We start from the raw sequence: 24,950 nt of genomic DNA, 5'->3' as shown, positions 1-24,950 counted from the left end.
CATGCGCGAGAAGCTGGCCGAACTCGAGGCCCGGTCCGAGCGGGCCGCCCGCGGAGATCCCGACCGGCTGGCCCGCCAGCACGCGCGCGGAAAGCTCGGCGCCAGGGAGCGCCTCGAGATTCTCCTCGACGAGGGGAGCTTCGTCGAGTTCGACCGTTTCGTCGAGCACCGCTGCACCGATTTCGGGCTTGAGGACCGGCGCATTGCCGGCGACGGCGTCATCACGGGCTACGGCCGCATCGACGGGCGAATCGTCTATGTATTCAGCCAGGATTTCACGGTCTTCGGAGGCTCGCTCTCGGAAGCGCACGCCGGGAAGATCGTGAAGGTCCTGGACCTCGCGACGCGGAACGGCGCCCCCTTCATCGGGATCAACGACTCGGGTGGCGCGCGAATTCAGGAAGGGGTCGCGTCGCTCGGCGGCTATGCGGACATCTTCCTCCGCAACACGCTGGCCTCGGGCGTGATTCCGCAACTGAGCGCGATCCTGGGGCCATGTTCCGGAGGGGCGGTCTACAGCCCCGCCATCACGGACTTCGTGTTCATGGTGGACGGGGTGAGCCACATGTTCATCACGGGCCCCAGCGTCGTGAAGACGGTGACGCACGAGGATGTGACATTCGATGAACTCGGCGGCGCGGCCGTCCACGCGAGCCGGTCCGGCGTGGCGCACTTCCGTTCGGCGACCGAAGTCGAGGCGCTCGGCGCCGTACGCCGCCTCCTTTCCTATCTGCCCTCGAACAACCAGGAGACGCCGCCGTGGCGGGAGACGACGGATCCCGCGGACCGGGCCGACGAAGCGCTGCTCGAAATCGTGCCGGACGACCCGAAGCTTCCGTACGACATGCTCGACATCATCCGTCGGGTCGTCGACGCAGAAAGCCTGATGGAAGTCCACGCCGACTATGCCCGCAACATCGTCACCGGCTTCGCCCGGCTCGGAGGGAACGCCGTGGGCATCATCGGGAACCAGCCCGCCGTCCTCGCGGGCGTCCTGGACAGCGATGCGAGCATCAAGGCGGCGCGTTTCGTCCGCTTCTGCGATGCGTTCAACGTTCCGCTCGTGACCTTCGAGGATGTGCCCGGCTTTCTCCCGGGACTGAGGGAGGAGCACGAGGGCATCATCCGAAACGGCGCGAAGCTCCTTTTCGCCTACTGCGAGGCGACGGTGCCGAAGCTCACCGTCATCACGCGCAAGGCCTACGGCGGCGCGTATGACGTCATGTCTTCCAAACACATCCGGGGCGACCTCAATCTCGCCTGGCCCAGCGCGGAAATCGCCGTGATGGGCGCGAAGGGTGCGGTGGAGGTTCTGTTCCGGCGCGAGATTTCCGCGGCCGAGGACCCCGTGGCGCGCACGGCCGAACTCGAGGCTGAGTACCGGGCAAAGTTCGCCAACCCCTACCTGGCGGCCGAGCGCGGGTTCATCGACGATGTGATCGACCCCCGCGAGACGCGCGCGCGCCTCGTGTCGGGACTCGAGGCCATGGCGGAGAAGCGCGACCGCAATCCGCCCAGGAAGCACGGCAACATCCCGTTGTGACCTCCTCCGAGGCCGGATGTTCGACAAGGTCCTGATCGCGAACCGCGGCGAGATCGCGGTTCGGGTCATCCGCGCCTGCCACGAGGAAGGCCTCCAGACGGTCGCGGTCTACTCCGACGTGGATCGGCGGGCCCCCCACGTGCTTCTCGCGGACGAGGCGATCCGGATCGGCGGGGCTGCCGCGGCGGAGAGCTACCTGTCGATCGACACGCTTCTCGCCGCCGCGGAGGACACGGGGGCGGGGGCGGTCCATCCCGGGTACGGTTTTCTGGCCGAGAACGCCGGTTTCGCCCGTGCCGTCGAGACCGCCGGGCTCGTTTATGTCGGGCCTCCCGCCGACGCGATCGAGGTCATGGGGGACAAGACGCGGGCCAGGGCGCGGATGGTGGGGGCCGGGGTTCCCGTCATACCGGGCAGCGCCCCGCTCGATTCGGTGGCCGACGCCGTCCGCGAAGCTGAACGGATCGGGTTCCCCGTCCTCCTGAAGGCGGCGGCGGGAGGGGGTGGCAAGGGTATGCACGTCGTCTCCGAGGCGGAGGAAGTGGCGGCGGCGTTCGGGCGCGCGACGCGGGAAGCCCGGAGCGCCTTCGGGGACGGACGCGTGTTCGCGGAGCGTTTCCTGCGTTCCCCGCGGCACATCGAGATCCAGGTACTCGCCGACGACGAGCGAACCGTGGACTTCGGCGAGCGGGAGTGTTCGATCCAGCGGCGACACCAGAAACTCATCGAGGAAGCGCCGTCCACGGCCATCGATGACCCGCTCCGGCGCCGGATGGCGGAGGTCGCCGTTCGGGCGGCGGAGGCGGTGGGCTACCGTGGCGCCGGCACGATCGAGTTTCTCGTCGAAGGGGGCGACTTCTTCTTCCTCGAGATGAACACCCGGATTCAGGTCGAGCACCCCGTAACGGAACTCGTCACCGGCGTGGACCTCGTCCGTCAGCAACTGCGCGTCGCCCGGGGGCTTCCCCTGCTCGGCGGCGGAGAGCCGCCCGCGGCGCGCGGGCACGCGATCGAATGCCGGATCAACGCGGAGGATCCCGCCGCCGGATTCCTCCCATCCATCGGTCGAATCGACCGTCTCGAGATCCCGTCGGGGCCCGGGGTGCGCTGGGACGGCGGGATCCGGAAAGGGTCGGAGGTCGGCCCGCACTACGACTCGCTGCTCGGCAAGCTCGTCGTCCACGCCTCGGACCGGGAGGCCGCGATCCGGCGCATGCGGTCCGCGCTTGAAGGGCTCGTCATCGGCGGCGTCGAGACGACAGTCCCGTGGCACCTCGCGGTGATGGACGAAGCCGACTACCGGGCGAACGATCTCTCCATCCGGTACGTGGAGGAACACCCCGGACTCGGAGAGACTGCGGATCCGGGACTGCGCGATGTGGCGATGGCGACCGCCGTCCTCCTCGCGGACCAGGACCGGCCACGGGTCGTTTCGGGCGGTGCTCGGCGCTCCCGCGACGGAGGGAACGGACTGTCGGCCTGGATGCGGGCGGACGGGGAGTGGTGAAGCCGGCATGAAGTACCACGTCGAGGTGGACGGCGCGAGCTTCGAGGTCGAACGGCTGGTCTCCGGGCTGCGTCTGAACGGTTCGGAGCGGGCGGCGGAGTTCGCGTGGCTGGCGGATGGCGAAGTCCAGCTCACCCTGGATGGGGCGAACCATCGCGTGTTCGCGCGCCGGACGCCCGGGGGGTGGCGGCTGACTGTGCGCGGCCGGACGTTCGACGTCACGGTGGAGGACGAACGCACTCGGACCCTCCGTGCACTGGCTGATCGAGGCGCGGGGGCGCGGGGACCGCGAGAGCTGCGCGCGCCGATGCCGGGGCTGATCACCCGCGTCCTCGCGGAGGCCGGGCAGCGCGTGAACGCCGGCGAAGGACTGGTCGTGATCGAAGCGATGAAGATGGAGAACGAACTGCGCGCCCGCGAGCCGGGAACGGTGGCCGGAATCGCGGTCCGCGCCGGTGACGTCGTGGACCGGGACCAGGTTCTCGTGACGCTCGAAGCAGAGCCCTCGTGAACGCGCGGCGGCCGGTCTTTTCCACCGCGAGCGGGATCGAGATCGACCCGGTCTACGAGGCGGGCGACGCGAACCCGGATCCGGCTTTGCCCGGCGAGTTCCCCTATACGCGCGGCGTGTACCCCACGATGTATCGGGGACGGCTGTGGACGATGCGCCAGTACGCCGGTTTCGGGACTGCCGCGGCGACGAACGCCCGCTTCCGCTATCTGCTGGACTCCGGACAGACGGGGCTTTCCGTCGCCTTCGACCTTCCGACCCAGATGGGCTACGACTCCGACGATGCCAGGGTGCAGGGGGAAGTCGGACGGGTCGGCGTCGCGATCGATTCGATCGAGGACATGCACCGGCTGTTCGAGGAGATCCCGCTTGAACGCGTCTCGACGGCCATGACGATCAACGCCACGGCGCCGGTGCTCCTGGCGATGTACGCAGGCGTGGCTCAGGAACGGGGCATCGATCCGGCCGTCCTCCGGGGCACCGTCCAGAACGATGTGCTGAAGGAGTTCATCGCGCGGGGGACGTACATCTATCCGGTGGAGCCCAGCGTTCGGTTCGTGACGGACGTGTTCGACTTCTGTTCCCGGGAGATGCCGCGCTGGCGCTCGATTTCCATCAGCGGGTACCACATTCGCGAAGCGGGCGCGACGGCGGCCCAGGAGCTGGCCTTTACGATCGCGAACGGTCTCGAATACGTGCGCCGCGCCATCGAGCGGGGGCTGGAGATCGACGACTTCGCTCCCGGGCTCAGCTTCTTCTTCTCGGCCGACCGCCTGTTCTTCGAGGAGGTCGCCAAGTTCCGCGCCGCCCGCCGTATGTGGGCCCGGCTCATGCGAGACCGTTTCGGAGCCGCGGAAGAGAGCTGTCGACTGAAGTTCCACACCCAGACGTCGGGGGCGGCGCTGACCGCCCAGCAGCCGCTGAACAACGTGGTGCGCGTCGCGATTCAGGCGCTCTCTGCCGTTCTGGGAGGGACGCAGTCTCTGCACACGAACAGCTTCGACGAGGCGCTCTCGCTTCCCGGAGCGGACGCGGCCCGCCTCGCGCTCCGGACACAGCAGATCCTGGCGGCCGAGACAGGTGTCGGAGACACCGTCGACCCCCTGGGGGGCTCCTACTTCGTGGAGTCGCTCACGGACGACCTCGAGGAGCGGGCCCGGGAGTATCTGGCGCGCGTCGAAGAGCTGGGCGGTCCCGTGCAGGCGATCGACTACATGAGAGAGGAGATCCACCTCGCCGCCCGCCGGCATCAGGAGGCGGTCGAGAGCCGCGAACTCGAGGTTGTCGGCGTGAACGTGCACGCGGATGCCGAACCGGTCGAGATGCCGAAGGCGCCGGATTTCGCTCGTCTTGCGGATGAGCAGCGCCAGCGGCTTACGCGGCTCAGGGCGGAGAGGAGCGGCGCGGACGTGGAAGCATCGCTGGCGGGGATCCGGCGAGCGGCGGCCGGAGATGCTAACCTCCTGCCCGTTCTGATCGATGCCGTCAGGCGCCGCGTGACTCTGGGCGAGATCAGCCACGCGCTGCGCGAGGTGTGGGGGGAATACCGTCCCGGCTAGCGGATTGCCGGGCCTCGGCACGCTGCGGGCATTCGCGCGGACGCGTCCGGCGTTCAAGAGACTGATCCGAGGGCACGAGTGCCAACGTACGAATACAGATGTCGCGATTGTCGACACGATTTCGAGCAGTTCCAGCGCATGTCGGACCCGCCGGTCCGCGTTTGTCCGTCGTGCGGGGAGGAGGAGGTGGAACGGCTCATCTCGGCCGGAGGCGGGATCGTCTTCAAGGGGCCCGGTTTCTACGCCACCGACTATCGGCAGGCGACGGACAATGGCGGGAAGTCCGCCGCCACGAAAACGTCGGGCGATGCCTCGTCCGGTTCGCCGGACAGCGCTTCATCCGGATCCGATGCCGCCTCATCCGGATCGCCGGAAGGCGGCTCCGGCTCGTGACGGGCGACGCCGGCCCGGCCCGGCTCGCCGCGGCGCTCGAATCCGCCTTTTCGGCCGCCGGGGCTCCTGAGGGCTTTTCGCCGAGCCTGGAGCGGCCCCGGGATCCGACGCACGGAGACTGGGCGTCCAACGCGGCGCTCGTGCTCGCGAAGCGCCTGGGCCAGCCTCCGCGCGCGCTCGCGGCGCGGGTCTGCGAACTGATCGACCCCGCGGCCGCCGGCATCGCGGCGGTGGAAGTCGCGGGCCCGGGATTCCTGAACTTCCGGCTCTCCGATCAGTCCATCTGGCCTCGGTTGACGGGGGTCATCGAGGCGGGCCGCGACTGGGGACGGACACAGGCCTCGCCGGCGCTCCGCGTCAACGTGGAGTTCGTCTCCGCCAATCCGACGGGGCCGCTGCACGTGGCCCACGGTCGCGGTGCGGCGCTCGGCGACGCGGTCGCGTCGCTGCTGGAGTGGGCCGGTCACGAGGTGACGCGCGAGTTCTACGTGAACGACGCCGGACGGCAGATCGAGCTCCTCGGCGAATCCGTCGAGGCACGCTACGAGGAAGCGGCCGGCCGGCCGGCGGCGATTCCCGAAGGCGGGTATCACGGCGAGTACGTTCGAGAGGTCGCGATGACGATTCGAGACACCGCCGGCCCGGGGTTTCTCGCCTCGCTCGCGCCGGGAGAGCGCCAGGCCCACTTCCGGCGCGAAGCGGTGCGGCTGCTCCGCGAGGAGCAGGCGGAGGATCTGTCGCGGTTCGGCGTCGACATGGATCGGTTCTACTCCGAACGCTCGCTCTACGAGTCCGGAGCCATAGACCGCCTCCTGGAGGCGCTGGAAGGCGGCGGCCTGATCTATCGTTCGCAGGGGGCGACCTGGCTTCGGACATCAGACTACGGCGACGAGAAGGACCGGGTCCTGACCAAGAGCGACGGCTCCTTCACCTACTTCCTGCCGGATCTCGCCTATCACCTCGACAAGGCGCGGCGCGGCTTCGAACTCGCGATCGATGTCTGGGGCGCGGATCACCAGGGCCACGAGAAGCGCATGCTGGCGGCCCTGCGCGGCCTGTCGCACGCGGACCTGCTCGAGGTCCTGATCATCCAGCTGGTCACGGTGCTGCGCGACGGCAGGGAAGTCCGGATGAGCAAGCGCGCCGGACGCTTCGTGACGCTGGGCGAGCTCGTGGAAGAGACGGGCCCGGATGTGGCGCGGTATTTCTTTCTCATGCGCCGGGCCGAGGTCCATCTCAACTTCGATCTCGACCTCGCCCTGGATACGTCGGACGCGAATCCGGTGTACAAGATCCAGTACGCGCATGCGCGCATGTGCAGCGTGTTCCGCAAGGCGGGAGTCGTGGCCGACGAGGTTCCGGCCACGCTCGAGGTTCCGGACAGCTTCGGCACCCCGGCGGAGCGCGAGGTCGCACTGTCGGTCCTGAGGCTTCCCGAGGTCATCGCGACGGCCGCCGGGAGCAGAGCTCCGCACCTGGTCTGCGCATACCTGGAGGAGACGGCGGGGCTCGTCAACGCGTGGTATCACCAGGGGAACCTGGACCCGGCGCAGAGAATCCTGGCGGACGTGCCGGAACGGGCCGCGAGAATCCGGCTCGCCCGCGCGGTGCAGCTCACACTGCGCAACGGACTGCGGGCGCTCGGCCTCTCGGCCCCCGAAACCATGACCCGGGACGCGAAGTGAACGTCCGCCCCCCCGGCAACGGCGCCGGCCGGAGCGAAGCGGGGCCGATCCTCGTCGTGGGCAGCGTCGCACTGGATGACATCTCGACCCCGGCCGGACACCGGGAGGGTGTGGTCGGCGGGACGGCCGTCAACTTCAGCGCCGCGGCCTCCCTGTTCGCGCCGGTCCAGCTCGTCGGGGTCATCGGCGACGACTATCCGATGGACGAACTCGACTTCCTCCTCCGCAGGGGCGCGGATCTATCGGGGCTCGAGCGGCGGCCCGGCGGCAGCTTCCGGTGGGGCGGCTTCTATCACCGGGACATGAATACGAGGGACACGACGTTCACGGAGCTGGGGGTTTTCGCCGACTTTCACCCCACGATTCCCGACGCGTTCCGAAGCGCGCCCTGGGCCTTTCTGGGCGCCATCGACCCCGCCCTGCAGCTCGAGGTTCTGGATCAGATCGAATCGCCCGTGCTCGCGGCGTGCGACACGATGAACTACTGGATCGAGGGGACGCCGAAGCGTCTCGCGGAGGTCATCGCGAAGATCGACCTGATCACCCTGAACGATGAAGAGGCGAAACAGCTTTCGGGGGAGTACAACCTGGCCCGGGCCGCGCGCTGGATTCAGAGCCGGGGCCCCCGCCACGTCGTGATCAAGAAGGGGGAACACGGAGCCGTGCTGCTCACGAGCGACGGTTTCTTCCTCACCCCGGGCTTTCCGCTCGACGATGTGCTCGACCCCACCGGCGCCGGCGATGCGTTCGCGGGCGGCTTGCTCGGATATCTGGCGCGCTGCGGTTCGATCACGGGACCGGCGTTGAAGCGTGCCGTCGTGTACGGTTGCGCTCTCGGCTCCTTCGCCTGCGAGGCCTTCGGCGCGCGCCGCCTGGTGGAACTCACCATCGCAGAAGTGGAGGACCGTGTGCGAAGCTTCGGAACGCTCACCAGATTCGATGTTCCAGCAGGCCGTGGGGCGGAAGCGTGAAGGAAACATGAATGACGGATTGACGTACCGGGACGCCGGCGTGAACCTCGAGGCGGCTCGCGCGACGAAAGCCCGACTCTCCCGGCTCGTCCAGGGGACGCGCACGGATGCCGTGAGTTCGGACTTCGGCTCGTTCGGAGGGCGGTTCCGGGCCACGCCCGGCCGGGAACTCGTGGCGAGCGCCGACGGCGTGGGGACGAAGCTGAAGATCGCCTTCATGGCGGACCGGCACGACACGGTGGGCGCCGATCTCGTGAACCACTGCGTCAACGACATCCTCGTCGAAGGCGCCCGGCCTCTCATCTTCATGGACTACGTCGCCTGTGGCGTGCTGGACCCGGACACCGTGACGAGCGTCGTTTCGGGACTCGCCGCCGCCTGTCGCGCGAACGGCTGCGCGCTGCTCGGGGGAGAGACCGCGGAGATGCCGGATTTCTACGCGACGGGGGAGTATGACCTCGCCGGATTCGTGGTGGGCGAGATCGCCTACCCCGAGTTGTCCCGCAGAGATCTGGAGCCCGGGGATCGTCTCATCGGACTCGCGTCGAGCGGCTTCCACACGAACGGCTACAGCTTCGTGCGCGCCCTCTTCTTCGACCGCCTCGGACTCGGGGCCGGCGACACCTTCCCGGGGGCGGAGAGTTCCGTGTCGGACGTCCTCCTGCGTCCCCACCGAAGTTACCTGTCGATCCTCGAGCGCAGCCTCGAAGCAGGCCGCGTGCGGGCGCTCGCCCACATCACCGGGGGTGGAATCCCGGGGAACGTGGACCGGGTCATCGGCGGGAGTCTCGATGCGGTCGTGCACTGCGACAGTTGGCCGCGCCCGCACGAGTTCGACGTCATCGCGCGCGAGAGCGGGGCGGACGAGGCGGAACTCTTCTCTACCTTCAACATGGGCGTGGGGATGGTCGCGGTCGTCCGGGAGGACGAGGCGGGGCGGGTGCTCGAGGAGATTCGCGACTCCGGGTGCGAGGCGTTCCCATGCGGTGAACTCGTCGCCGGCAGTGGCAGAGTACACCTGGAGAGTTCATGACGGGGCGGGGATTCGACCCCATCGCCGGGGCGCCGCCGAGCCGTACCGAGGACCTGCGGCACATGCGCGAGGCGCTGGCCGTGGCGCCGCGCGGGCAGGGCCGCGTGTCGCCCAATCCGCTCGTGGGCGCCGTCGTGGCCCGCGGGAATCAGGTCTTCGGCACGGGGTGGCACGCCGAGTACGGCGGCGACCATGCGGAGGTCATGGCGCTGCGGGAGGCGGGGCCGCGCGCGGAGGGCGCAACGCTTTACGTCACGCTCGAGCCGTGCCGCCATACCGGGCAGACGCCCCCGTGCACCGCCGCCATCATCCGCTCCGGCGTGCGGCGCGTCGTAATCGCCTGCCGAGATCCCAATCCGGAGGCGCGCCAGGGGGCGGAGGAACTGCGGCAGGCCGGACTGGACGTCGAAATCGGGATCGAGGCGAACGCCGCGAAACGGCTGAATGCGGCCTTCCTCTGGTTTCACCGGCAGTGGGTGCCCTTCGCTTCGCTCAAACTCGCGCTCTCGCTCGACGCGAAGCTCGGAGAGGAAAGCGTTCGCACGCCGGTGACGGGGATACGGGCGCTGGACGAGGTCCACCGTCTCCGCTCCTGCCACGATGCCATCCTGATCGGCTCAAACACGATCGCGATCGATGACCCGCTGCTCACGGCCCGCGGCGAGGTCGTGCCCCGGGTACCGCCGGTACGGGCCGTCCTGGACTCCACCCTCAGACTCCGCCCTTCGAGCCAGCTCGTGCGGACGGCTGCTCAGGCCCCCGTGTGGGTCTTTGCCGATCCCGACTCGGACGGATTCGAGGAGCGCGCGGACCCGCTCCGCGAAGCGGGCGTGGAAGTCATCGGAGTCGCGCGGAGCGAGGACCACAGACTGGACCTCAGCGCCGTCTGGAACGAAATGGCCATCCGCGGCGTGATCTCGGTGCTTGTCGAGGGTGGGGGTCAGGTCGCCGCATCGTTGCTTCGCGGGGGACACATCCAGAGGATCCATGCCTTCATCGCCCCCATGTTCTACGGACGGGACGGCGTGCCGGCGTTTCCCGGCCTCGAGCCGTCGACGCAGGGCGACTGGCTGCCCATGCAGCGAGAGTCGCTGGGGCAGGATACGCAGATCGTGTTCGAGCACCGCCAACTCCAGGAAACCCTGGACAACCTCTGAGCGATCGGACTCGTGTTCACTGGAATCATACGGGCGGTCGGCGAGGTCGCGGGCCGGGAACACCGGCAGGCGGCACTCCGGCTGACGATCGCCCGCGTCCCGTTCCTCGACAGCCTCCGCGACGGGGATTCGGTGTCGCTTGCGGGCGTGTGCACGACGGTCGTCGCTCTCCGGGAGGAGACGTTTGATGTCGACATCGTCGAGGCCACCCTGGAGCGAACCACGATCGGGAGCTGGCGGGTCGGGGATCCCGTGAACCTCGAGCCCGCGCTGTGCGCCGGGGATCCGCTGGGCGGGCACATGGTACAGGGACACATCGATGGGGTGGGAACGGTGGCGGCGGCGAGGTGGGAAGGCGAGTCGGGCCTGCTCGAGATCGAACTCCCCGACGGCCTCGAGAGCGTGACCGTGTCGCAGGGCTCCTTCGCGGTCGATGGCGTGAGTCTCACGGTCAACCACCTGACGGGGACCATCGCGCGTTTCGCCATCATCCCATATACATGGACCCATACCACCCTGGGGCGCCTCGCGTCAGGCGCGAGAGTCAACCTCGAGGCGGACCTGATCGGCAAGCACGTGGCTCGTGCCCTCCGACCGCACGTGGCCCCCGTGGACTCCTGAGTCGGCTCCGTTCGAATGGAAACCGAAAAAAGACTTCGGCTGGCGGACATGCCCACAGACACGGTGGAAGCCGCGATCGAGCGCATCCGCAGCGGTGGACTCGTGATCATCGCTGACGATGAGGATCGCGAGAACGAGGGGGATCTCGTCTGCGCGGCGGCGCTCGCGACGCCCGAGGCGATCAACTTCATGGCGAGGCATGCCCGGGGGCTCATATGCCTCACGATGCCCGATGAGATGGCCGACCGCCTCGATCTCCCGCTCATGACGGACGACCGGCTGGCGGACCCCAACAAGACGGCGTTCACCGTGTCGATCGACGCCCGCCAGGATTTCGGCGTGTCGACCGGGATCTCGGCGCAGGATCGCGCCCGCACCATCCGGGTCGCGGTGGATCCACAGACCCGGCCGACGGACCTCATGCGCCCGGGACACATCTTTCCGCTCCGCTCCCGGCCCGGCGGCGTGCTGCAGCGCGTGGGCCAGACGGAGGCTTCGGTCGATCTCGCCCGGCTGGCCGGGCTCACTCCAGCGGGTGTGATCTGCGAGATCCTGAACGAGGACGGGACGATGGCGCGCCGCCCGGAACTCGAGAAATTCGCGGCGGAGCACGACCTCCCCTTCATCACGGTGGCCGCCCTCGTCTCGTACCGCTTGCGCACGGAGAGTCTTGTGCGGCGCGTCGCGGAAGCGGATCTCCCCACGCCGTGGGGCGATTTCCGCATCGTCGGGTACGCGAACGAGGTGGATGGACGCGAACACGTCGCGCTCGTGCGCGGCGACGTGGCGGGTGCGGAGGATGTCCTTGTCCGCGTTCACTCCCGTTGCCTGACCGGCGATGTGTTCCACTCCCATCGCTGCGATTGCGGCAGCCAGCTCGAGGCCGCGATGCGGATGGTCGTGGAAGCCGACGCCGGGGTCATCGTCTACCTCGACCAGGAAGGGCGGGGGATCGGACTCCTGAACAAGCTCCGAGCCTACGAACTGCAGGACGAGGGCCACGACACGGTCGAGGCGAACGAGGCGTTGGGGTTTCCGCCGGACCTCCGGAACTACGGCATCGGGGCCCAGATCCTGGTTGATCTCGGGCTGCACTCGATCCGGATCATGACGAACAATCCGAAGAAGCTCGCGGGGCTGGAGGGGTTCGGCCTCGTGATCCGCGACCGTGTGCCGCTTGAGCTCGGCGAGATCGATGATCGGTTGATCCGCTATCTCCGCACGAAGCGGGAGAAGCTCGGGCACCTGACCGGATCCGCGTGAGAAGCGGGTCGGACACGCCACGAGGCGATGGCCCGGAGGGGTTCACGCAGGGGCGCGCGACGACGTACGAGGGCGCGGCCGCGGGGGGTGGCCGGACGGTGTGCATTCTCGTCAGCCGGTTCAACTCCGGGGTTACCGAGCGTCTGCTGGCGGGCGCCGCGCGCACGAGCCTCGAATGCGGCGTGGCCGAGGAGGACCTCGATATCGTGTATGTCCCCGGTGCCTGGGAACTTCCGCTTGCCGCGCGAAGAGCCGTCGCGCGCGGGTACGCCGCCATCGTCGCGCTGGGCTGCGTGATACGCGGGGAGACCGCGCACTTCGACCACGTGAGCCGCGCGGCGACCGACGGGCTCGCGAAGGTACAGCTCGACTCGGGCGTGCCGGTCGGTCTCGGCGTGCTCACGCCCGACACGCTGGAGCAGGCGCTCGCGCGGGCCGGCGGCGAACTCGGAAACGCCGGCTCGGAGGCGGCCCGCGCGGCGCTCCGCATGGCCGACCTTCATGGACAGCCGGACCCGTGACCCCGGTCGCCCGGACACACGTCCACTCGCGAGCCCGGAGCTGGGCGTTGAACCTCCTCTATGGGTGGGAAGTGGGCGGACAGGGCACGCCGCTCGAACACGCGGCACAGAGCCTCGTCCACCGTCGCATGTCGGGACGCTACCGCCCTCACGTCCGGCGCCTGCTCGAAACCGTCACCCGACATCTCGCCGAGATCGACGCGGCGATCGCTCATCACACCTCCAACTGGCGGATCGAGCGCCTGCACGCCATCGACCGCAACATCCTGCGGATCGGGATCGCGGAACTGCTGTGGTTCGAAGATGTTCCGCCGAAAGTCGCGATCCATGAAGCCCTGAAGCTGGCGCGCCGGTATGGCAGTCCCGGCAGTCCGCGCTTTCTCAACGGCGTGCTCGACGCGGTGCTGAAAGCCCGCGAGGCAGGGTCCTGAGCGGTACCGTGGCGCGGCCGCTCCGGATCCTCCTCCTCAACTGGCAGGACCGGGAGAACCCCGAGGCCGGCGGTGCCGAAGTGCACCTGCACGAGATCTTCGGCCGTCTCGCCGCCCGCGGACATGCGGTGCGAGCCGTCGTGAGCGGCTGGCGCGGTGCGGCCCCGTCAGCGACGCTCGATGGCATCGAGTTCGAGCGGGTCGGAAACCGGCACAGTTACGCATGGCGCGCCCGGAGCCAGGCGCGGAGGACCGTGGACGGCTTCGCCCCGGACGTGCTCGTCGAGGACATCAACAAGGTCCCGCTCTATTCGCCCCGGTGGGCCGGCGTCCCCGTTGTTGCACTCGTCCCGCACCTGTTCGGGGCCACGGCGTACGCGGAGGCGTCCATCCCGCTCGCGACGGCCGTGTGGGCCGCGGAACGGGCGATCCCCCGCGTCTATCGCGACTGTCCGTTTCAGGCGATCTCGGAGAGCACGGCGCTCGACCTCACGAAGCGAGGCCTGCTCGCCCGCGACATTACGGTCATCCCGCCCGGAATCGATCACGACACCTATCGTCCGGGCACCGAGACGGAGCGTGCGGCGGCGCCGACACTGCTCTATGTGGGTCGCCTCAAGCGGTACAAGGGCCTCGACGTCCTGTTCGAGGCGCTATCGCGGCTGAACGATAGGCTGCCGGACGCGAAGCTCGTCCTCGCGGGCCGCGGCAGCGACGAACGTCGCCTCAAGAAACTCGTCCGCCGCGCCGAACTCTCGCACCGGGTACGCTTTCTGGGGTACATCTCCGAGGCGGAGAAGGTCGCCTGGCTGCGTCGGGCCTGGGCTGTGGTATATCCCTCCCCGAAGGAGGGGTGGGGGATGACGAACGTGGAGGCGGCCGCGTGCGGCACGCCGGTGATCGCGAGCGACTCCCCGGGGCTGCGCGAGTCGGTGGCGGCGGGGGCGTCGGGAGTGCTCGCCCCTCACGGGGACGCCGCCGCGTGGGCCGCCTCGATCTGCGAGGTTCTCGAGGAGCCGTCGGTGCGCGAACGCCTCGGAACGTGCGGAGTCGCCCACGCCGCCCGGTTCTCGTGGTCGCGTGCAGCGGATGAGACGGAAGCGCACCTTTACCAGTCACTCGAACCCTGATGAGGACCGATGAGAACCATCGTCACCGCGCGTAACACCGATGTCTCCGACATTCGTGAGATCATCGAGGCGCGCTTTACGAATCTAACGCGCTTCGAGCCGCGCGCGTCGAAGGCGGAGGTCGTATTCACCGGAGAGAAGACGCAGGTACGCGCGGCGGCCGTGGTCAGCGTCGACCGCGCCCGCCCGGTGCACGGGGAAGCGGCGGGTCCCGACCCCCGCACGGCGCTCGACCGGCTGGCGGACAAGCTGGGAAACCAGCTCCGCCGCAACCATGACCGGTACAACGAACACTCCGCGCCGCCGATGGATGAACTGTTCGGGAGTCCCTTCGAGGCGGACGGAGAGGCCGGGTGACCCTCACGGTCGCGTCGCTGCTTCGGCGCAAGCGGGAAGCGTTTTCGCTCACGGTCGTAGCCGGCGAGTCCGGCCTCGAGCGCAGCATCGAGGTGCCCGAAGTCTCGTCGCCGGGACTCGCGCTGGCCGGCTACAGGGAGCGCTTCGTCTCCCAGCGGGTGCTCATCTTCGGCGAAACGGAGATCGCCTATCTCAAGAGCCTCCGCGCGTCGGAACGCGCCGCCGCCCTCACGTTCGTGTTCGAGTCCGGCGTTCCCTGCGCGATCATCACCAAGAATCAGACGCCGCCGGACGAACTCGTGTCCGCGGCGGAGGCGGCCGGCGTGGCGGTGCTCGAAACGCCTCTGAAAACCGGCGACTTCTACCGGCGGCTGCAGCCCTATCTCGAGGAAGAGTTCGCACCGCGCACTTCCCTCCACGGATCTCTCGCGGACGTGTACGGGATCGGTCTCCTCTTCATCGGGCCCTCCGGTATCGGCAAGAGCGAGTGCGTGCTCGATCTCGTGGAGCGGGGCCACCGCCTCGTCGCCGACGATCTCATCCTCGTACACCGCCGCCAGAGCGACATCCTTCTCGGGCGCGCGCACGAACACCAGCGCCACCACATGGAGATACGGGGCGTCGGCATCATCGACGTGCGCGCCATGTTCGGCATCCGGGCCGTGCGCCAGCAGAAGCGGATCGAAGTCGTCGTCGAACTCGAAGTCTGGGGAGAGCGCGACGACTACGATCGAACGGGTCTGGAGGCGGAGGAGTGCGAGATCCTGGGCGTAGAGCTGCCGAAGGTCCGCATCCCCCTGAACCCGGGAAAGAACATCACCGTCATCGCCGAAGTCGTGGCCATGAACCATCTCCTGCGCTATTCCGGGGAAGATCCGGCGGCGGCTTTCGAGCGCGACCTCATCGAGCGCATGCGGCCGGTGCGGGACTACCTCGAGTCCGATGACGAATAGCCGGATCCGCGGCGTCGTCGTGGCGCACGCGGAACTGGCACAGGCCCTCGTGTCCGCCGTCGAGACCATCAGCGGCGTCAGAGGCGCCCTGCGTGCCGTGAGCAACGAAGGCCTGGGACCCGACGAACTCGCCGAGATCATCGGAGAGGCGGCGGGGGAGGCGGAGGCGATCCTTTTCGTGGATCTTGCGGGCGGCAGCTGCGGCCTGGCGGGCCTTCAGCACGTGCGGGAGAACCGGGACAGCGCATGGATCACCGGCGTCAACCTCCCGATGCTGCTCGACTTCGTCTTTCATCGGGACATGCCGGTCGAGACGCTCGTCCCCCGACTTCTCCGAAAGGGACAGGCCGGGCAGCGCGCGCACCCGCCTTCGCCCGCCGGGACCGACTGAGCGGGGCTCATGCCGCTCGAACTCCTGCGGATCGATGAGCGTCTGATCCACGGGCAGGTGCTCGTGGGGTGGGGACGGCCTCTGAACCTCGACTTCTACATCGTCGTCGATGAGGCTCTCGCTTCGAGCGAGTGGGAGCAGGAACTCTGGTCCAGCGCGCTCGCCGGCGAGGAGAATGCGGAATTTCTGGGGGTGGACGAGGCGGCGCGGCGCTTCGGGGAACTGGGCGCCCGGGTGGAGCGCGGTGCGCTCCTGACGCGGGATACGGCGACGATGCGGGCGCTGGCCGAGCGTGGCTGCCTCGACGGGCGGACCGTAAACGTCGGGGGTGTGTATCCCGCCGACGGGCGGAAGAAGATCCTCGACTACGTCCATCTCTCTCCGGAGGAAATCGAGGACCTGCAGGTGATCGGTGCGCATGCTTCCGTGAGCGCACGGAACCTCCCCACCGCCCGCGAGGTTCGTCTGGACGCGCGAAAGCTCCGATGACGGGGATCGAGCTTTCGGCCGGCGGCTGGGCGCTGGCCTGCCTGTGCGGCGCGGCCATCGGTCTCGACGGGGTGTCCTGGCCCCAGGCGATGTGGTCCCGGCCCATCGTGGCGGGCACGCTGGGCGGGATGCTCTTCGGGGCGCCCGCCGCGGGATGTCTGGTCGGAGTCTGGCTGGAAATCGTCCTGTCGCGGCATCCCCCGTTCGGCGGCGCGCGGCACCCGGAGACCGGGCCCGCCGCCTTCACGGCCGGGGCGGCGTACGCGGTCGCCGGCGGAGACGCCCCCGCCGGAATCGTCGCCGCCGTCGCGGTCGGGTGGGCGATCGGCTGGACAGGTGCCTACTCGGTAACCCTCCTCCGGCGCCTGACGCCGAGACTTGTCTCGCGGCCCGATGGCTTCCGCGGAGGCGCGGCCGCCCTCGCGCGACGCCACCGGCTGGCGATCGCTCTGGACGCGTTACGCGCCGGACTCCTCGTCTCCGCGCTCCTCGTACCGTCCGCGCTGTTTGTTCGCCTGCTGTCGACACAGCCTTCCGGCCCGCCGGGCGCCGCGTGGTGGCCCGTTCTCGCCGGGCTCGGCCTCGCCGGCGCCGCGGGCGTCGCGGCGCGCGGGCTCGGCGGGCGAGGCGGCCAATGGCCCGCGCTGGCTGCGGGGTGTCTCCTGGGAACCCTGCTCGTGCGGGTGCTCGCGTGAGGCCGCGCCGGAGGGATTTCGTACGCGCCATCTTGCGCAGTTTCTCCATCCAGGGTTCATGGAACGACCGGACGATGACGGGACCCGGGATGGCGCATGCGCTCGCGCCGCTGCTGGCGCGCATTCACGCGGACGACCCCGCCGCTTTCCGGCGGGCCGTCCAGCGCCACTCGCGAGCCTTCAATGCGCATCCGTATCTGGCTCCCGTGGCGATCGGGGCTCTCGCTCGCCTCGAATTCGATGGCGATGATCCCGATACCCGGTCGCGCTTCCGTTCCGCACTCCGCGCGCCGCTGGGGGCGTTGGGCGACGGGATCGCGTGGGCCGGATGGCGGCCCTTCTGCGCGTCCGCCGCGGCGATCGGGTTCGTACTTGGACTCGACCCGCTGTTCGCCGCCGGCGCTTTCCTCGTCGTGTACAATGCCGGCCACCTCGCGCTCCGCATCTGGGGACTGCGCTGCGGCTGGAAATCGGGCCGGTCCGTGGCCTCCGCGTTGAAGCGCGCGCCTCTGCGCCGAATCGAGAGAGCGCTCGCGCCGGCAAACCGGGTGCTCATCGGGGCCCTCGCCGCGCTGCTCGCCGGCCAGCTTCCGGGAACCGACCCGGCCCTGTGGAGGGACGGCGGTGCAGTCATCGCGGCGCTGATGGGTTACCTTGTCCCACGACACATCTCGGCGGTCGCCATGACGAGCCTGCTTGCCGCGTGCGCGGTGTGGCTCCTGTGAACGTCCCGACAGGCGGGCCAGCCTGCGGTGACGCCCGGCCCGACGCCGATCGTTCGCTCGACCGGAGCGGAAAATTTCTGTGACGATGCGACACGAAGCAGCGGTACGTATTCAGAACCGGCTGGGGCTGCACGCCCGCCCGGCCGCGGAGTTCGTTAAGCTGGCGAGCCGGTTCCGGGCCGAGGTGTGGGTGGAGAAGGATGAGATGGAAGTGAACGGGAAGAGCATCATGGGCGTGATGATGCTCGCGGCTGAGGCCGGCGCCTCCATCCGTATCCGGGCCATGGGGTCCGACGCGGAGAACGCCGTCGATTCTCTCACCGAACTCGTCCTGTCCGGGTTCAGCGAGGAACTCGACCCGGACGCGGACATGGATGGGTTTGCGTGAGCGAGGTCATTCACGGGATCGGGGCCGCGCCCGGGCGCGCTCTCGGCGTGGCTCGGCGGCTCGAGGGTCATGAGTGGCGGCCGGAGCACCGGACGATCCCGTCCGACGCCGTCGAGCGCGAAGTCGCGCGTTTCGAGGAGGCCCGGGCCTGGGCCGCCGACCGTGTCCGGGACACGCGCGAACAGGCCGCTCGTTCGCTGGGCGAGGTGGAAGCGAACATCTTCGACCCGCAGATCCTCATCCTCTCGGACCCCGACCTCGTCGCGGGCACCATCCGTTATATTCGCGAGAACTTTCTCTCCGCGGAGCGTGCCTTCGACTGGCGTCTGACCGAACTTCGGACGGCGATCATCGATGCGGGACACTTCATGGTCGTCGACCGCCTGGCCGACCTGCGGGACATTCGGTCTCGAGTCCTCGCGCGGCTCACCGGGCGCGATGAGGATCCGCTCGCTCTTCCGCAGGAGCCCGGGTTGATCGCCGTCGACGACCTCACGCCCAGCTTCGCGGTGCGCCTCGACCCGGAACTCGTCCTCGGCGTGGCGAGCGGATCCGGGTCCCGGACTTCGCACAGCACGCTCGTGGCCCGTTCTCTGGGTATCCCGGCGGTCGTGGGACTCGGTGCCGACCTCGCGAAGATCGAGAACGGTACGACCGTTCTCCTCGACGGAGGCAACGGTCGCGTCCTGATCGAGCCCACCGAGGCCGAGAAGGCGGCGCACCTGCAGATGGTCTGCCGCCTTTCCGGTCGCCCCGCCGCCGATCTCACCCGCGAACCCGCGCCCCTGCTGACCGCCGACGGGGTCCGTGTCCATCTTCGCGCCAACATCGACCAGCCGCACGATGTGCCCGCGGCCCGGCGCGTGGGCGCCGAGGGGGTCGGACTCTTCCGGTCCGAATTCCTCGTCATCGGACGGAGAGTGATTCCGAGCGAAGAGGAACAGTACGAAGCCTACCGCGAAGTCGTGGAGGGGTTTCCGAGCCAGCCCGTGACGCTCCGAACGTTCGATATCGGCGGCGACAAGTTCCCGCTCTTTCTCGACCTTCCTCCCGAGGAAAACCCCTACCTGGGCTGGCGCGCGATCCGCGTCTGCCTGGACCGGCCCCAGCTCTTCCGCAACCAGTTGCGCGCTGCGATCCGGGCCGGCGGACCGGAGGCCCGCATGCGGATCCTCGTCCCGTTCGTCATCTGCGAGACCGAGATCCTGCGCACGAAGAAAATCGTGGCCGAAGTCGCAAGCGAGCTGGGTCAGGCGGAACCGGTCTCCTTCGGCGTAATGGTGGAAACGCCCGCGCTTGCGGACACGCTCGATCTCGTGGGAGGGCACCTGGACTTCATCAGCCTCGGCACGAACGACCTCACGCAGTATTCCCTGGCCGTCGACCGCGGGAACGCCAGGCTCCAGCATCTTTCGAACCCGATGCATCCGGCGCTCCTCCGCAGCTACGAGCGGATCTTCAACACGGCCAGCGCCCTCGGCCTCGACATCGGCGTTTGCGGAGATCTTGCCGCGGAACCGGTGGGGCTCGCCCTCCTGCTCGCCCTCGGCTACCGGGACTTCAGTCTCGCGCCCGCGTCGATCCCCGAGGTGAGGGAACTTGTGGGGCTCCTTTCCGTGGCGGAACTGTCGGAACTGTGGAGCCGAGCCGGCTCCCTCTCCGGGATGCCGCGGGAACTCCTCTCACGGCTGGAGGACGCGATTCCCGTGGAGCCGTCACCGCTGTACATCTCCTGACGCCGGGTCGGCGACGTTGCCTCCGCCCGGTCGGGCGGCCACTATCTTGGCCGCTACGCCTCCCGCGGCGTTCCGCCGCAAACCTCCAGGTGGGAGAATCAGCCTCGTGAAGGGGATACAACCGTTTTCCTCCGAGTCCGTGACCGAGGGACATCCGGACAAGATCGCGGACCAGATCTCGGACGCGGTCCTCGACCGCATCCTCGCGGAAGACGACCGGGGCCGGGTCGCATGCGAGACACTCGTGACGACGGGCCTCGTCCTCGTGACCGGCGAGATCACGACGGCCGCCCGGATCGACATTGCGGCCATCGCCCGGGAAGTGCTGCGCGACATCGGCTATACGCGCGCGGAGCACGGGATCCAGTGGGACACGTGCAGCGTGCTCACCGCTATCGACGAGCAGTCGGCGAACATCGCCCAGGGCGTGGATGTCGGTGGCGCCGGAGATCAGGGGATGATGTTCGGATACGCGACCGACGAGACGCCGGAGCTGATGCCCCGTCCCATCATGCTGGCGCACGCGCTGGTGAAGCGCCTCGCCGACGTGCGGCGATCCGGCGGCATCGCCTGGCTGCGGCCGGACGGGAAGGCGCAGGTGTCGGTCGAATACCGGGACGGGGAACCGGCCCGGATCACTGCGGTCGTCATCTCGGCCCAGCACGACGGGGACGTCGCACCCGATGACATCGAGGCGGCGATCCGCGAAGAAGTCATCGGGCCCGTGCTTCCGGACGAGCTCTACGACGAAGACCGGGCACAGTGCCACATCAACCCCACGGGCCGTTTCGAGATCGGCGGACCGCAGGGCGATGCGGGCCTCACGGGGCGGAAGATCATCGTGGATACGTACGGCGGCGTGGGACGGCACGGCGGCGGCGCCTTTTCGGGGAAGGATCCATCGAAGGTCGACCGGTCCGCGGCCTACGCGGCGCGCTGGATCGCCAAGAACATCGTCGCTGCGGAACTCGCGCGGCGGGCGGAAGTCCAGCTTGCCTACGCCATCGGGGTCGACGAGCCCGTCAGCGTGATGGTCAACACCTTCGGCACCGGGCGCCGTCCGGACGACGAACTCGCCCGCCGGGTGACGGAGGTCTTCGATCTTCGGCCGCAGGCGATCATCGAACAGCTCGGACTCCGCAAGCCGATCTACCGCCGGACGGCCGCCTACGGGCATTTCGGCCGCGAACCCGACGGCGATGGGTTCACATGGGAGAGGACCGATCGGATCGATGCCCTGGCCGGCTAGTTCGGAAGGAGTCCGAAGGGGGCCGGAATGACGGAGTCCGGGATGCGGGAGGTTGCAGTGGCCAGCCTCGGGCTCGACAAGACGACGGGCGCTCCCGTCGTCATCCTCAAGGAAAAGAACGGCGAGCGTTTCCTCCCGATCTGGATCGGACCGGGCGAAGCCTCGGCGATCGCGATGGAACTCGCTGGAGTCCAGTTCACGCGTCCCCTCACCCACGACCTCTTCAACGCCGTGGTGCGCGGGTTGGACAGCGCCTTCGTCCGCGTGCTGATCACGAAAGTCGTCGACAACACGTACTACGCGTCGCTCGTGTTTCGGCGCGAAGGCGAATTCATCTCCATCGACGCCCGTCCCAGCGACAGCATTGCGCTGGCCCTTCGCGCCGGGGTCCCGATTCACGCGGCGGAGAGTCTCCTCGAAGCGAGCGCGTTCGAGATCGAGGAGACCGGGGTAGGGGGGGACGAAGCGCTGCCGCCCGAGACCGGGCCGTCCCGCGCCCCGGACGAACCGCTGAGCGACTACCTGAAGGGGCTGGACCCCGAAGACTTCGGCCGCTTCGAGCCCTGAAGGGCACGGGAAGCCGCCCGCCCGTGGCGCGGTTTCTTGCGCGCCGCGGACGGCGACGCTCATCTTGGCGGCGACGCGCGGACATGGAGGGGCAAACGGAAGTCGGTGAGAATCCGACGCGGCCCCGCCACTGTGAGAGGCCCTACCGAGCGGACGGCCTCGAGCCAGGAGACGTGTTCCTCCATGCCCCCGGCAGCCCGTTGCTGCCAACGCATGCTCTTCGCGGGAAGAGCGGGGTCCTCCGTCGCGCCGGATCCCGGCGCGCTCCCCCGTTCGGACTGGAAGCGGGGGATAGATGTCGGACAACATGGCCCGGTCGCTCGCCGTCCTCTCCGTGGTGCTCGCCACGGCCTGTGGCGCTCCCGGCACGGCGGGCGGGGATCGGGGCGACGCTACGGAGGACGTGGCTGCGCGGTTCGAACCGCGACGCATCGTCTCTCTCATTCCGACGGTGACGGAGATCCTCTTCGACCTCGGGGCCGGCGACCGGCTCGTGGGCCGCACTCGCTGGGGCGTTCATCCGCCCTCGGCACGTCGAATCCCCGACGTCGGCGACGGTATCCGCCCGTCGCTGGAGGCCGTGCTCGCCCGTGACCCCGATCTCGTGATCCTCTACGACGGGGAAACGAACCGGGAAAGCAGGGAGAGGCTGCAGCGCCTCGGCGTGCCGACACTGGCTCTTCGACACGATACCCTGGAGGACCTGCGCCGCAACGTCCTCCGCCTCGGCGAACTTGTGGGCTGTCCGGAGGGCGGGAGCGCGCTGGCCGACCGGATTGCGCGTGGGCTTGCCGCCGTCTCCCGGGCGACGGAAAGTCGTCCGCGCGTGCGCGTCTACTACCACGCCTGGCCCGACCCGCCGATGACGATCGGCGGCGGCAGCTTCATCGACTCGCTGCTCACGATCGCCGGCGGAGCGAATGTGTTCGGGGACATCGAAACGGCCGCGCCGCGGGTGAGTCTCGAGGCGATCATCGACCGCAATCCGGAACGGATCCTCGTCCCGGTTGCCCGGGAAGCCCTCACCCGCCGCCCGAACCTCGCGACGCGCCGCGGGTGGGAACGGATCCCCGCGGTCGCGGCCGGTCGGATCTCCACGCTGGATCGCGATATCGTGAGTCGCCTCGGCCCGCGCGTAGCGGAGGCGGCGTGGTCGATCGCGGAGGAGCTGCATGGGGAACTGTCGGCCACCGCCCCGGAGCCCGTCGCGACCTCCTGCTCGCCGTGAGGGGAACCGGCCGTGGGGCGCTCCTGCTCATTCTGCTTCTCGCCGCCGCGGTGGTCTCCGGCCTCTTGCTGGGGGCGGCGAACGTCGCACCCGCGGAGGTGTGGCGCGCGCTCACGGGCCAGGAAACGGATCCGTCGGCGCGGGCCATCGTCCTCTCGCTTCGCCTGCCCCGTGTCACGGCAGCCGCGCTCACGGGCATCGCGCTCACGATCTCGGGAACCCTGTTCCAGGCTCTGCTCCGAAATCCGCTCGCCGAACCCTATCTCCTCGGTGTTTCCTCGGGGGCTGCGCTCGGCGCGGTGCTCGCGCTCACCGCGTTCGGAGGCGTGTTGGGATATCTCGGCACGGTCGGCTTCGCCCTCGCCGGAGGCTTTGCCGCCATTGCCATCGTATTTCGCGTCGCGCTCGCCGTGGGTCGCCTCGACACGCACGTTCTGATCCTGGCCGGAGTCGTTGTGGCGGCATTCTTCGGGGCCGGCGTGATGCTCCTTCTCTCGCTCGCCGAACCGGACGCCACGCGCGCCGCGGTATTGTGGACGATGGGGAGTCTCGAGCGGGCGGGGTGGGAGTCCACGCTCGCCCTCGGCCTCGTCGCCGCGGTGGGTGGGACGGTGGCGTTTGCGCTTTCCCGTCACCTGAACGCGCTCGCACTGGGAGAGGAAGCCGCGGCCTATCTGGGAGCGCGGGTGGAGCTGGTCAGGCGCTGCGCGTACTTCATCGCCTCGCTGCTCGCGGCCGTGGCCGTAAGTACCGCGGGCGTCATCGGTTTCGTAGGTCTCGTCATTCCTCACGGCGCGCGCATGATCTGGGGCAGCGACCACCGACGCCTCCTGCCGCTCGGTGCGCTTGGGGGCGCCGCCGCCCTCGTCCTCGCCGATACCGTGGCCCGGATCGCGCTCCGGCCCCTCGAACTGCCCGTAGGCGTGGTGACGGCGCTGCTCGGCGTGCCGCTTTTCCTCGTACTCCTGAGGAGGAGTTATGCCTGAGTCGTCCGGTGACCGGGGGGACGCGGCAGCCTATCGGCTCGAGAACGTCACATTCCGCTATCCGTCCGCTTCCAGCCCGGCCCTCAAGGACCTGTCTCTCGAGTTCGGGGTGGCCGCCTTCACCGCGGTCATTGGGCCGAACGGAGCGGGGAAGAGCACCCTCGTGCGTCTGCTCGGGGGCATCCTCGACCCATCCGAGGGGTCGGTGCGCCTCGATGGCAGACCGCTCGTCTCCTGGGATCGCTCGGCGCTTGCCCGGCGCACGGCCGTCGTATCGCAAGACGCTCCCCCGGAGGCCCTTCGAGTAAGTCTCCATGGTTACGTCGAGCTGGGCCGAAACCCCTACGTGAGTCCGTGGGCGCCCCTCGCCCCGCGGGATCGGGAAGTGATCGGCAACGCGCTGAGGTGGGCCGGCCTCGAGCACCTCGCGCGCCGACCGCTCGCCGAGCTTTCGGGCGGAGAACGCCAGCGCGCCAAGCTTGCCCGCGCCATCGTACAGGAACCCGGAGTGCTGATCCTGGACGAACCCTCCGCCCACCTCGACTTCCGGCACGCGCTGTGGATCTTCGATGCGCTCCGCGAGCGCGTGCGGGACCGGGCCCTCACCGTCATCTGCATCACGCACGACATGCAGCTTGCGAGCCGCTACGCCGATCGAATGATCCTGCTCGCGCAGGGAGAGGCGGTGGCGGCCGGACCACCGGGCGACGTACTCGGATCGCCGGCCCTGGCCTCGACCTACGGCTGCGAAGTCCGGGTCGAATCGCTGGGAGATCTCGGGCACTCCGTGCTTCCGGTTCGGGCCCGTTCGCGGGGGGCGACAAGCGGCGCGTCGTCGCCGATACAGGTCCTCTAAACGTT

Annotated in this window: 27 protein-coding genes and 1 riboswitch; all 27 genes read left to right on the top strand. The window is 69.1% G+C overall.

What is annotated here, in order from left to right:
* Position 1 precedes the first annotated feature (1 nt).
* The 27 genes from RN901_RS12555 to RN901_RS12425 all read left to right on the top strand — a co-directional run bounded on the left by RN901_RS12555 (position 2) and on the right by RN901_RS12425 (position 24,945).
* Positions 2–1,543 (top strand): acyl-CoA carboxylase subunit beta, encoded by a 1,542-nt coding sequence (locus RN901_RS12555; protein ID WP_310758801.1) that lies wholly within the window; start codon positions 2–4, stop codon positions 1,541–1,543.
* A gap of 16 nt (positions 1,544–1,559) precedes the next feature.
* The gene (locus RN901_RS12550) at positions 1,560–3,050 is read left to right on the top strand and encodes an acetyl-CoA carboxylase biotin carboxylase subunit (protein ID WP_310758631.1); all 1,491 of its coding nucleotides are present in this window, start codon (positions 1,560–1,562) and stop codon (positions 3,048–3,050) included.
* A 7-nt stretch (positions 3,051–3,057) separates the two neighbouring features.
* Positions 3,058–3,561 carry a biotin/lipoyl-containing protein gene (locus RN901_RS12545; RefSeq protein WP_310758630.1) on the top strand — a complete coding sequence of 168 codons (504 nt, stop codon included), beginning with the start codon at positions 3,058–3,060 and terminating at the stop codon, positions 3,559–3,561.
* Entirely contained in the window at positions 3,558–5,120 is a 1,563-nt protein-coding gene (locus RN901_RS12540) for a methylmalonyl-CoA mutase family protein (protein ID WP_310758629.1), read from the top strand. The genes RN901_RS12545 and RN901_RS12540 overlap by 4 nt, the downstream gene beginning before the upstream one ends.
* 78 nt (positions 5,121–5,198) lie before the next feature.
* On the top strand, positions 5,199–5,513 hold the full coding sequence (locus RN901_RS12535; protein WP_310758628.1) for a zinc ribbon domain-containing protein: 315 nt from the start codon (positions 5,199–5,201) through the stop codon (positions 5,511–5,513).
* Positions 5,510–7,198: an arginine--tRNA ligase gene (argS, locus tag RN901_RS12530; RefSeq protein ID WP_310758627.1), complete on the top strand. Its 1,689-nt coding sequence runs from the start codon at positions 5,510–5,512 to the stop codon at positions 7,196–7,198. Before RN901_RS12535 ends, argS begins: the two co-directional genes overlap by 4 nt.
* Positions 7,195–8,169, top strand: a complete 975-nt coding sequence (locus RN901_RS12525) for a PfkB family carbohydrate kinase (RefSeq protein WP_310758626.1) — start codon at positions 7,195–7,197, stop codon at positions 8,167–8,169. The genes argS and RN901_RS12525 overlap by 4 nt, the downstream gene beginning before the upstream one ends.
* A 7-nt stretch (positions 8,170–8,176) precedes the next feature.
* Entirely contained in the window at positions 8,177–9,202 is a 1,026-nt protein-coding gene (gene purM, locus RN901_RS12520) for a phosphoribosylformylglycinamidine cyclo-ligase (protein WP_310758625.1), read from the top strand.
* Positions 9,199–10,359, top strand: coding sequence for a bifunctional diaminohydroxyphosphoribosylaminopyrimidine deaminase/5-amino-6-(5-phosphoribosylamino)uracil reductase RibD (ribD, locus tag RN901_RS12515; protein WP_310758624.1), 1,161 nt, complete (start codon positions 9,199–9,201; stop codon positions 10,357–10,359). Before purM ends, ribD begins: the two co-directional genes overlap by 4 nt.
* 12 nt (positions 10,360–10,371) lie before the next feature.
* Entirely contained in the window at positions 10,372–10,980 is a 609-nt protein-coding gene (locus RN901_RS12510; RefSeq protein WP_310758623.1) for a riboflavin synthase, read from the top strand.
* Positions 10,981–11,028: 48 nt separating this feature from the next.
* Positions 11,029–12,243, top strand: coding sequence for a bifunctional 3,4-dihydroxy-2-butanone-4-phosphate synthase/GTP cyclohydrolase II (locus RN901_RS12505; RefSeq protein WP_310758622.1), 1,215 nt, complete (start codon positions 11,029–11,031; stop codon positions 12,241–12,243).
* A 98-nt stretch (positions 12,244–12,341) separates the two neighbouring features.
* On the top strand, positions 12,342–12,764 hold the full coding sequence (gene ribH, locus RN901_RS12500; protein ID WP_345782395.1) for a 6,7-dimethyl-8-ribityllumazine synthase: 423 nt from the start codon (positions 12,342–12,344) through the stop codon (positions 12,762–12,764).
* Complete coding sequence (gene nusB, locus RN901_RS12495) at positions 12,761–13,195, top strand: transcription antitermination factor NusB (RefSeq protein WP_310758620.1); 435 nt, start codon at positions 12,761–12,763, stop codon at positions 13,193–13,195. The genes ribH and nusB overlap by 4 nt, the downstream gene beginning before the upstream one ends.
* Positions 13,196–13,203: 8 nt before the next feature.
* Entirely contained in the window at positions 13,204–14,325 is a 1,122-nt protein-coding gene (locus RN901_RS12490; RefSeq protein WP_310758619.1) for a glycosyltransferase family 4 protein, read from the top strand.
* 9 nt (positions 14,326–14,334) lie between these two features.
* Positions 14,335–14,682: an HPF/RaiA family ribosome-associated protein gene (locus RN901_RS12485; protein ID WP_310758618.1), complete on the top strand. Its 348-nt coding sequence runs from the start codon at positions 14,335–14,337 to the stop codon at positions 14,680–14,682.
* Entirely contained in the window at positions 14,679–15,635 is a 957-nt protein-coding gene (gene hprK / locus RN901_RS12480; RefSeq protein ID WP_310758617.1) for an HPr(Ser) kinase/phosphatase, read from the top strand. Before RN901_RS12485 ends, hprK begins: the two co-directional genes overlap by 4 nt.
* A complete protein-coding gene (locus RN901_RS12475) occupies positions 15,625–16,026 on the top strand; it encodes a hypothetical protein (protein ID WP_310758616.1) in 402 nt (133 codons plus the stop codon). Before hprK ends, RN901_RS12475 begins: the two co-directional genes overlap by 11 nt.
* A 9-nt stretch (positions 16,027–16,035) precedes the next feature.
* On the top strand, positions 16,036–16,515 hold the full coding sequence (locus tag RN901_RS12470; RefSeq protein WP_310758615.1) for a PTS sugar transporter subunit IIB: 480 nt from the start codon (positions 16,036–16,038) through the stop codon (positions 16,513–16,515).
* On the top strand, positions 16,512–17,210 hold the full coding sequence (locus RN901_RS12465) for a PTS sugar transporter subunit IIC (RefSeq protein ID WP_310758614.1): 699 nt from the start codon (positions 16,512–16,514) through the stop codon (positions 17,208–17,210). Before RN901_RS12470 ends, RN901_RS12465 begins: the two co-directional genes overlap by 4 nt.
* The gene (locus RN901_RS12460) at positions 17,150–17,935 is read left to right on the top strand and encodes a PTS system mannose/fructose/sorbose family transporter subunit IID (RefSeq protein ID WP_310758613.1); all 786 of its coding nucleotides are present in this window, start codon (positions 17,150–17,152) and stop codon (positions 17,933–17,935) included. The genes RN901_RS12465 and RN901_RS12460 overlap by 61 nt, the downstream gene beginning before the upstream one ends.
* A gap of 85 nt (positions 17,936–18,020) precedes the next feature.
* Positions 18,021–18,323, top strand: a complete 303-nt coding sequence (locus RN901_RS12455; RefSeq protein WP_310758612.1) for an HPr family phosphocarrier protein — start codon at positions 18,021–18,023, stop codon at positions 18,321–18,323.
* Positions 18,320–20,059, top strand: coding sequence for a phosphoenolpyruvate--protein phosphotransferase (ptsP, locus tag RN901_RS12450; protein WP_310758611.1), 1,740 nt, complete (start codon positions 18,320–18,322; stop codon positions 20,057–20,059). Before RN901_RS12455 ends, ptsP begins: the two co-directional genes overlap by 4 nt.
* Positions 20,060–20,165: 106 nt before the next feature.
* On the top strand, positions 20,166–21,308 hold the full coding sequence (metK, locus tag RN901_RS12445; protein ID WP_310758610.1) for a methionine adenosyltransferase: 1,143 nt from the start codon (positions 20,166–20,168) through the stop codon (positions 21,306–21,308).
* 42 nt (positions 21,309–21,350) lie between these two features.
* Positions 21,351–21,875, top strand: a complete 525-nt coding sequence (locus tag RN901_RS12440) for a bifunctional nuclease family protein (RefSeq protein ID WP_310758609.1) — start codon at positions 21,351–21,353, stop codon at positions 21,873–21,875.
* Positions 21,876–21,968: 93 nt separating this feature from the next.
* A riboswitch (cobalamin riboswitch) is annotated at positions 21,969–22,050 on the top strand.
* 120 nt (positions 22,051–22,170) lie between these two features.
* Positions 22,171–23,103, top strand: a complete 933-nt coding sequence (locus tag RN901_RS12435; protein ID WP_310758608.1) for a cobalamin-binding protein — start codon at positions 22,171–22,173, stop codon at positions 23,101–23,103.
* A complete protein-coding gene (locus tag RN901_RS12430) occupies positions 23,100–24,089 on the top strand; it encodes an iron ABC transporter permease (protein ID WP_310758607.1) in 990 nt (329 codons plus the stop codon). The genes RN901_RS12435 and RN901_RS12430 overlap by 4 nt, the downstream gene beginning before the upstream one ends.
* The gene (locus RN901_RS12425; protein WP_310758606.1) at positions 24,082–24,945 is read left to right on the top strand and encodes an ABC transporter ATP-binding protein; all 864 of its coding nucleotides are present in this window, start codon (positions 24,082–24,084) and stop codon (positions 24,943–24,945) included. The genes RN901_RS12430 and RN901_RS12425 overlap by 8 nt, the downstream gene beginning before the upstream one ends.
* Positions 24,946–24,950 lie beyond the last annotated feature (5 nt).

This window comes from Candidatus Palauibacter soopunensis (assembly GCF_947581735.1).
GTDB lineage: Bacteria > Gemmatimonadota > Gemmatimonadetes > Palauibacterales > Palauibacteraceae > Palauibacter > Palauibacter soopunensis.
This window is presented reverse-complemented; position numbering and strand designations above follow the sequence as displayed.

Excerpts from the sequence above, each read along its gene's own strand:
- RN901_RS12505 (WP_310758622.1), top strand. The coding sequence starts at position 11,029 with ATGCCCACAGACACGGTGGAAGCCGCGATCGAGCGCATCCGCAGCGGT.
- RN901_RS12440 (WP_310758609.1), top strand. The coding sequence starts at position 21,351 with ATGCGGGAGGTTGCAGTGGCCAGCCTCGGGCTCGACAAGACGACGGGC.
- RN901_RS12470 (WP_310758615.1), top strand. The coding sequence starts at position 16,036 with ATGCCGCTCGAACTCCTGCGGATCGATGAGCGTCTGATCCACGGGCAG.
- RN901_RS12545 (WP_310758630.1), top strand. The coding sequence starts at position 3,058 with ATGAAGTACCACGTCGAGGTGGACGGCGCGAGCTTCGAGGTCGAACGG.
- RN901_RS12425 (WP_310758606.1), top strand. The coding sequence starts at position 24,082 with ATGCCTGAGTCGTCCGGTGACCGGGGGGACGCGGCAGCCTATCGGCTC.
- RN901_RS12460 (WP_310758613.1), top strand. The coding sequence starts at position 17,150 with ATGGCCCGCGCTGGCTGCGGGGTGTCTCCTGGGAACCCTGCTCGTGCG.
- RN901_RS12555 (WP_310758801.1), top strand. The coding sequence starts at position 2 with ATGCGCGAGAAGCTGGCCGAACTCGAGGCCCGGTCCGAGCGGGCCGCC.
- RN901_RS12485 (WP_310758618.1), top strand. The coding sequence starts at position 14,335 with ATGAGAACCATCGTCACCGCGCGTAACACCGATGTCTCCGACATTCGT.
- purM (WP_310758625.1), top strand. The coding sequence starts at position 8,177 with ATGAATGACGGATTGACGTACCGGGACGCCGGCGTGAACCTCGAGGCG.
- RN901_RS12455 (WP_310758612.1), top strand. The coding sequence starts at position 18,021 with ATGCGACACGAAGCAGCGGTACGTATTCAGAACCGGCTGGGGCTGCAC.
- RN901_RS12475 (WP_310758616.1), top strand. The coding sequence starts at position 15,625 with ATGACGAATAGCCGGATCCGCGGCGTCGTCGTGGCGCACGCGGAACTG.
- RN901_RS12435 (WP_310758608.1), top strand. The coding sequence starts at position 22,171 with ATGTCGGACAACATGGCCCGGTCGCTCGCCGTCCTCTCCGTGGTGCTC.
- RN901_RS12465 (WP_310758614.1), top strand. The coding sequence starts at position 16,512 with ATGACGGGGATCGAGCTTTCGGCCGGCGGCTGGGCGCTGGCCTGCCTG.
- ribD (WP_310758624.1), top strand. The coding sequence starts at position 9,199 with ATGACGGGGCGGGGATTCGACCCCATCGCCGGGGCGCCGCCGAGCCGT.
- RN901_RS12550 (WP_310758631.1), top strand. The coding sequence starts at position 1,560 with ATGTTCGACAAGGTCCTGATCGCGAACCGCGGCGAGATCGCGGTTCGG.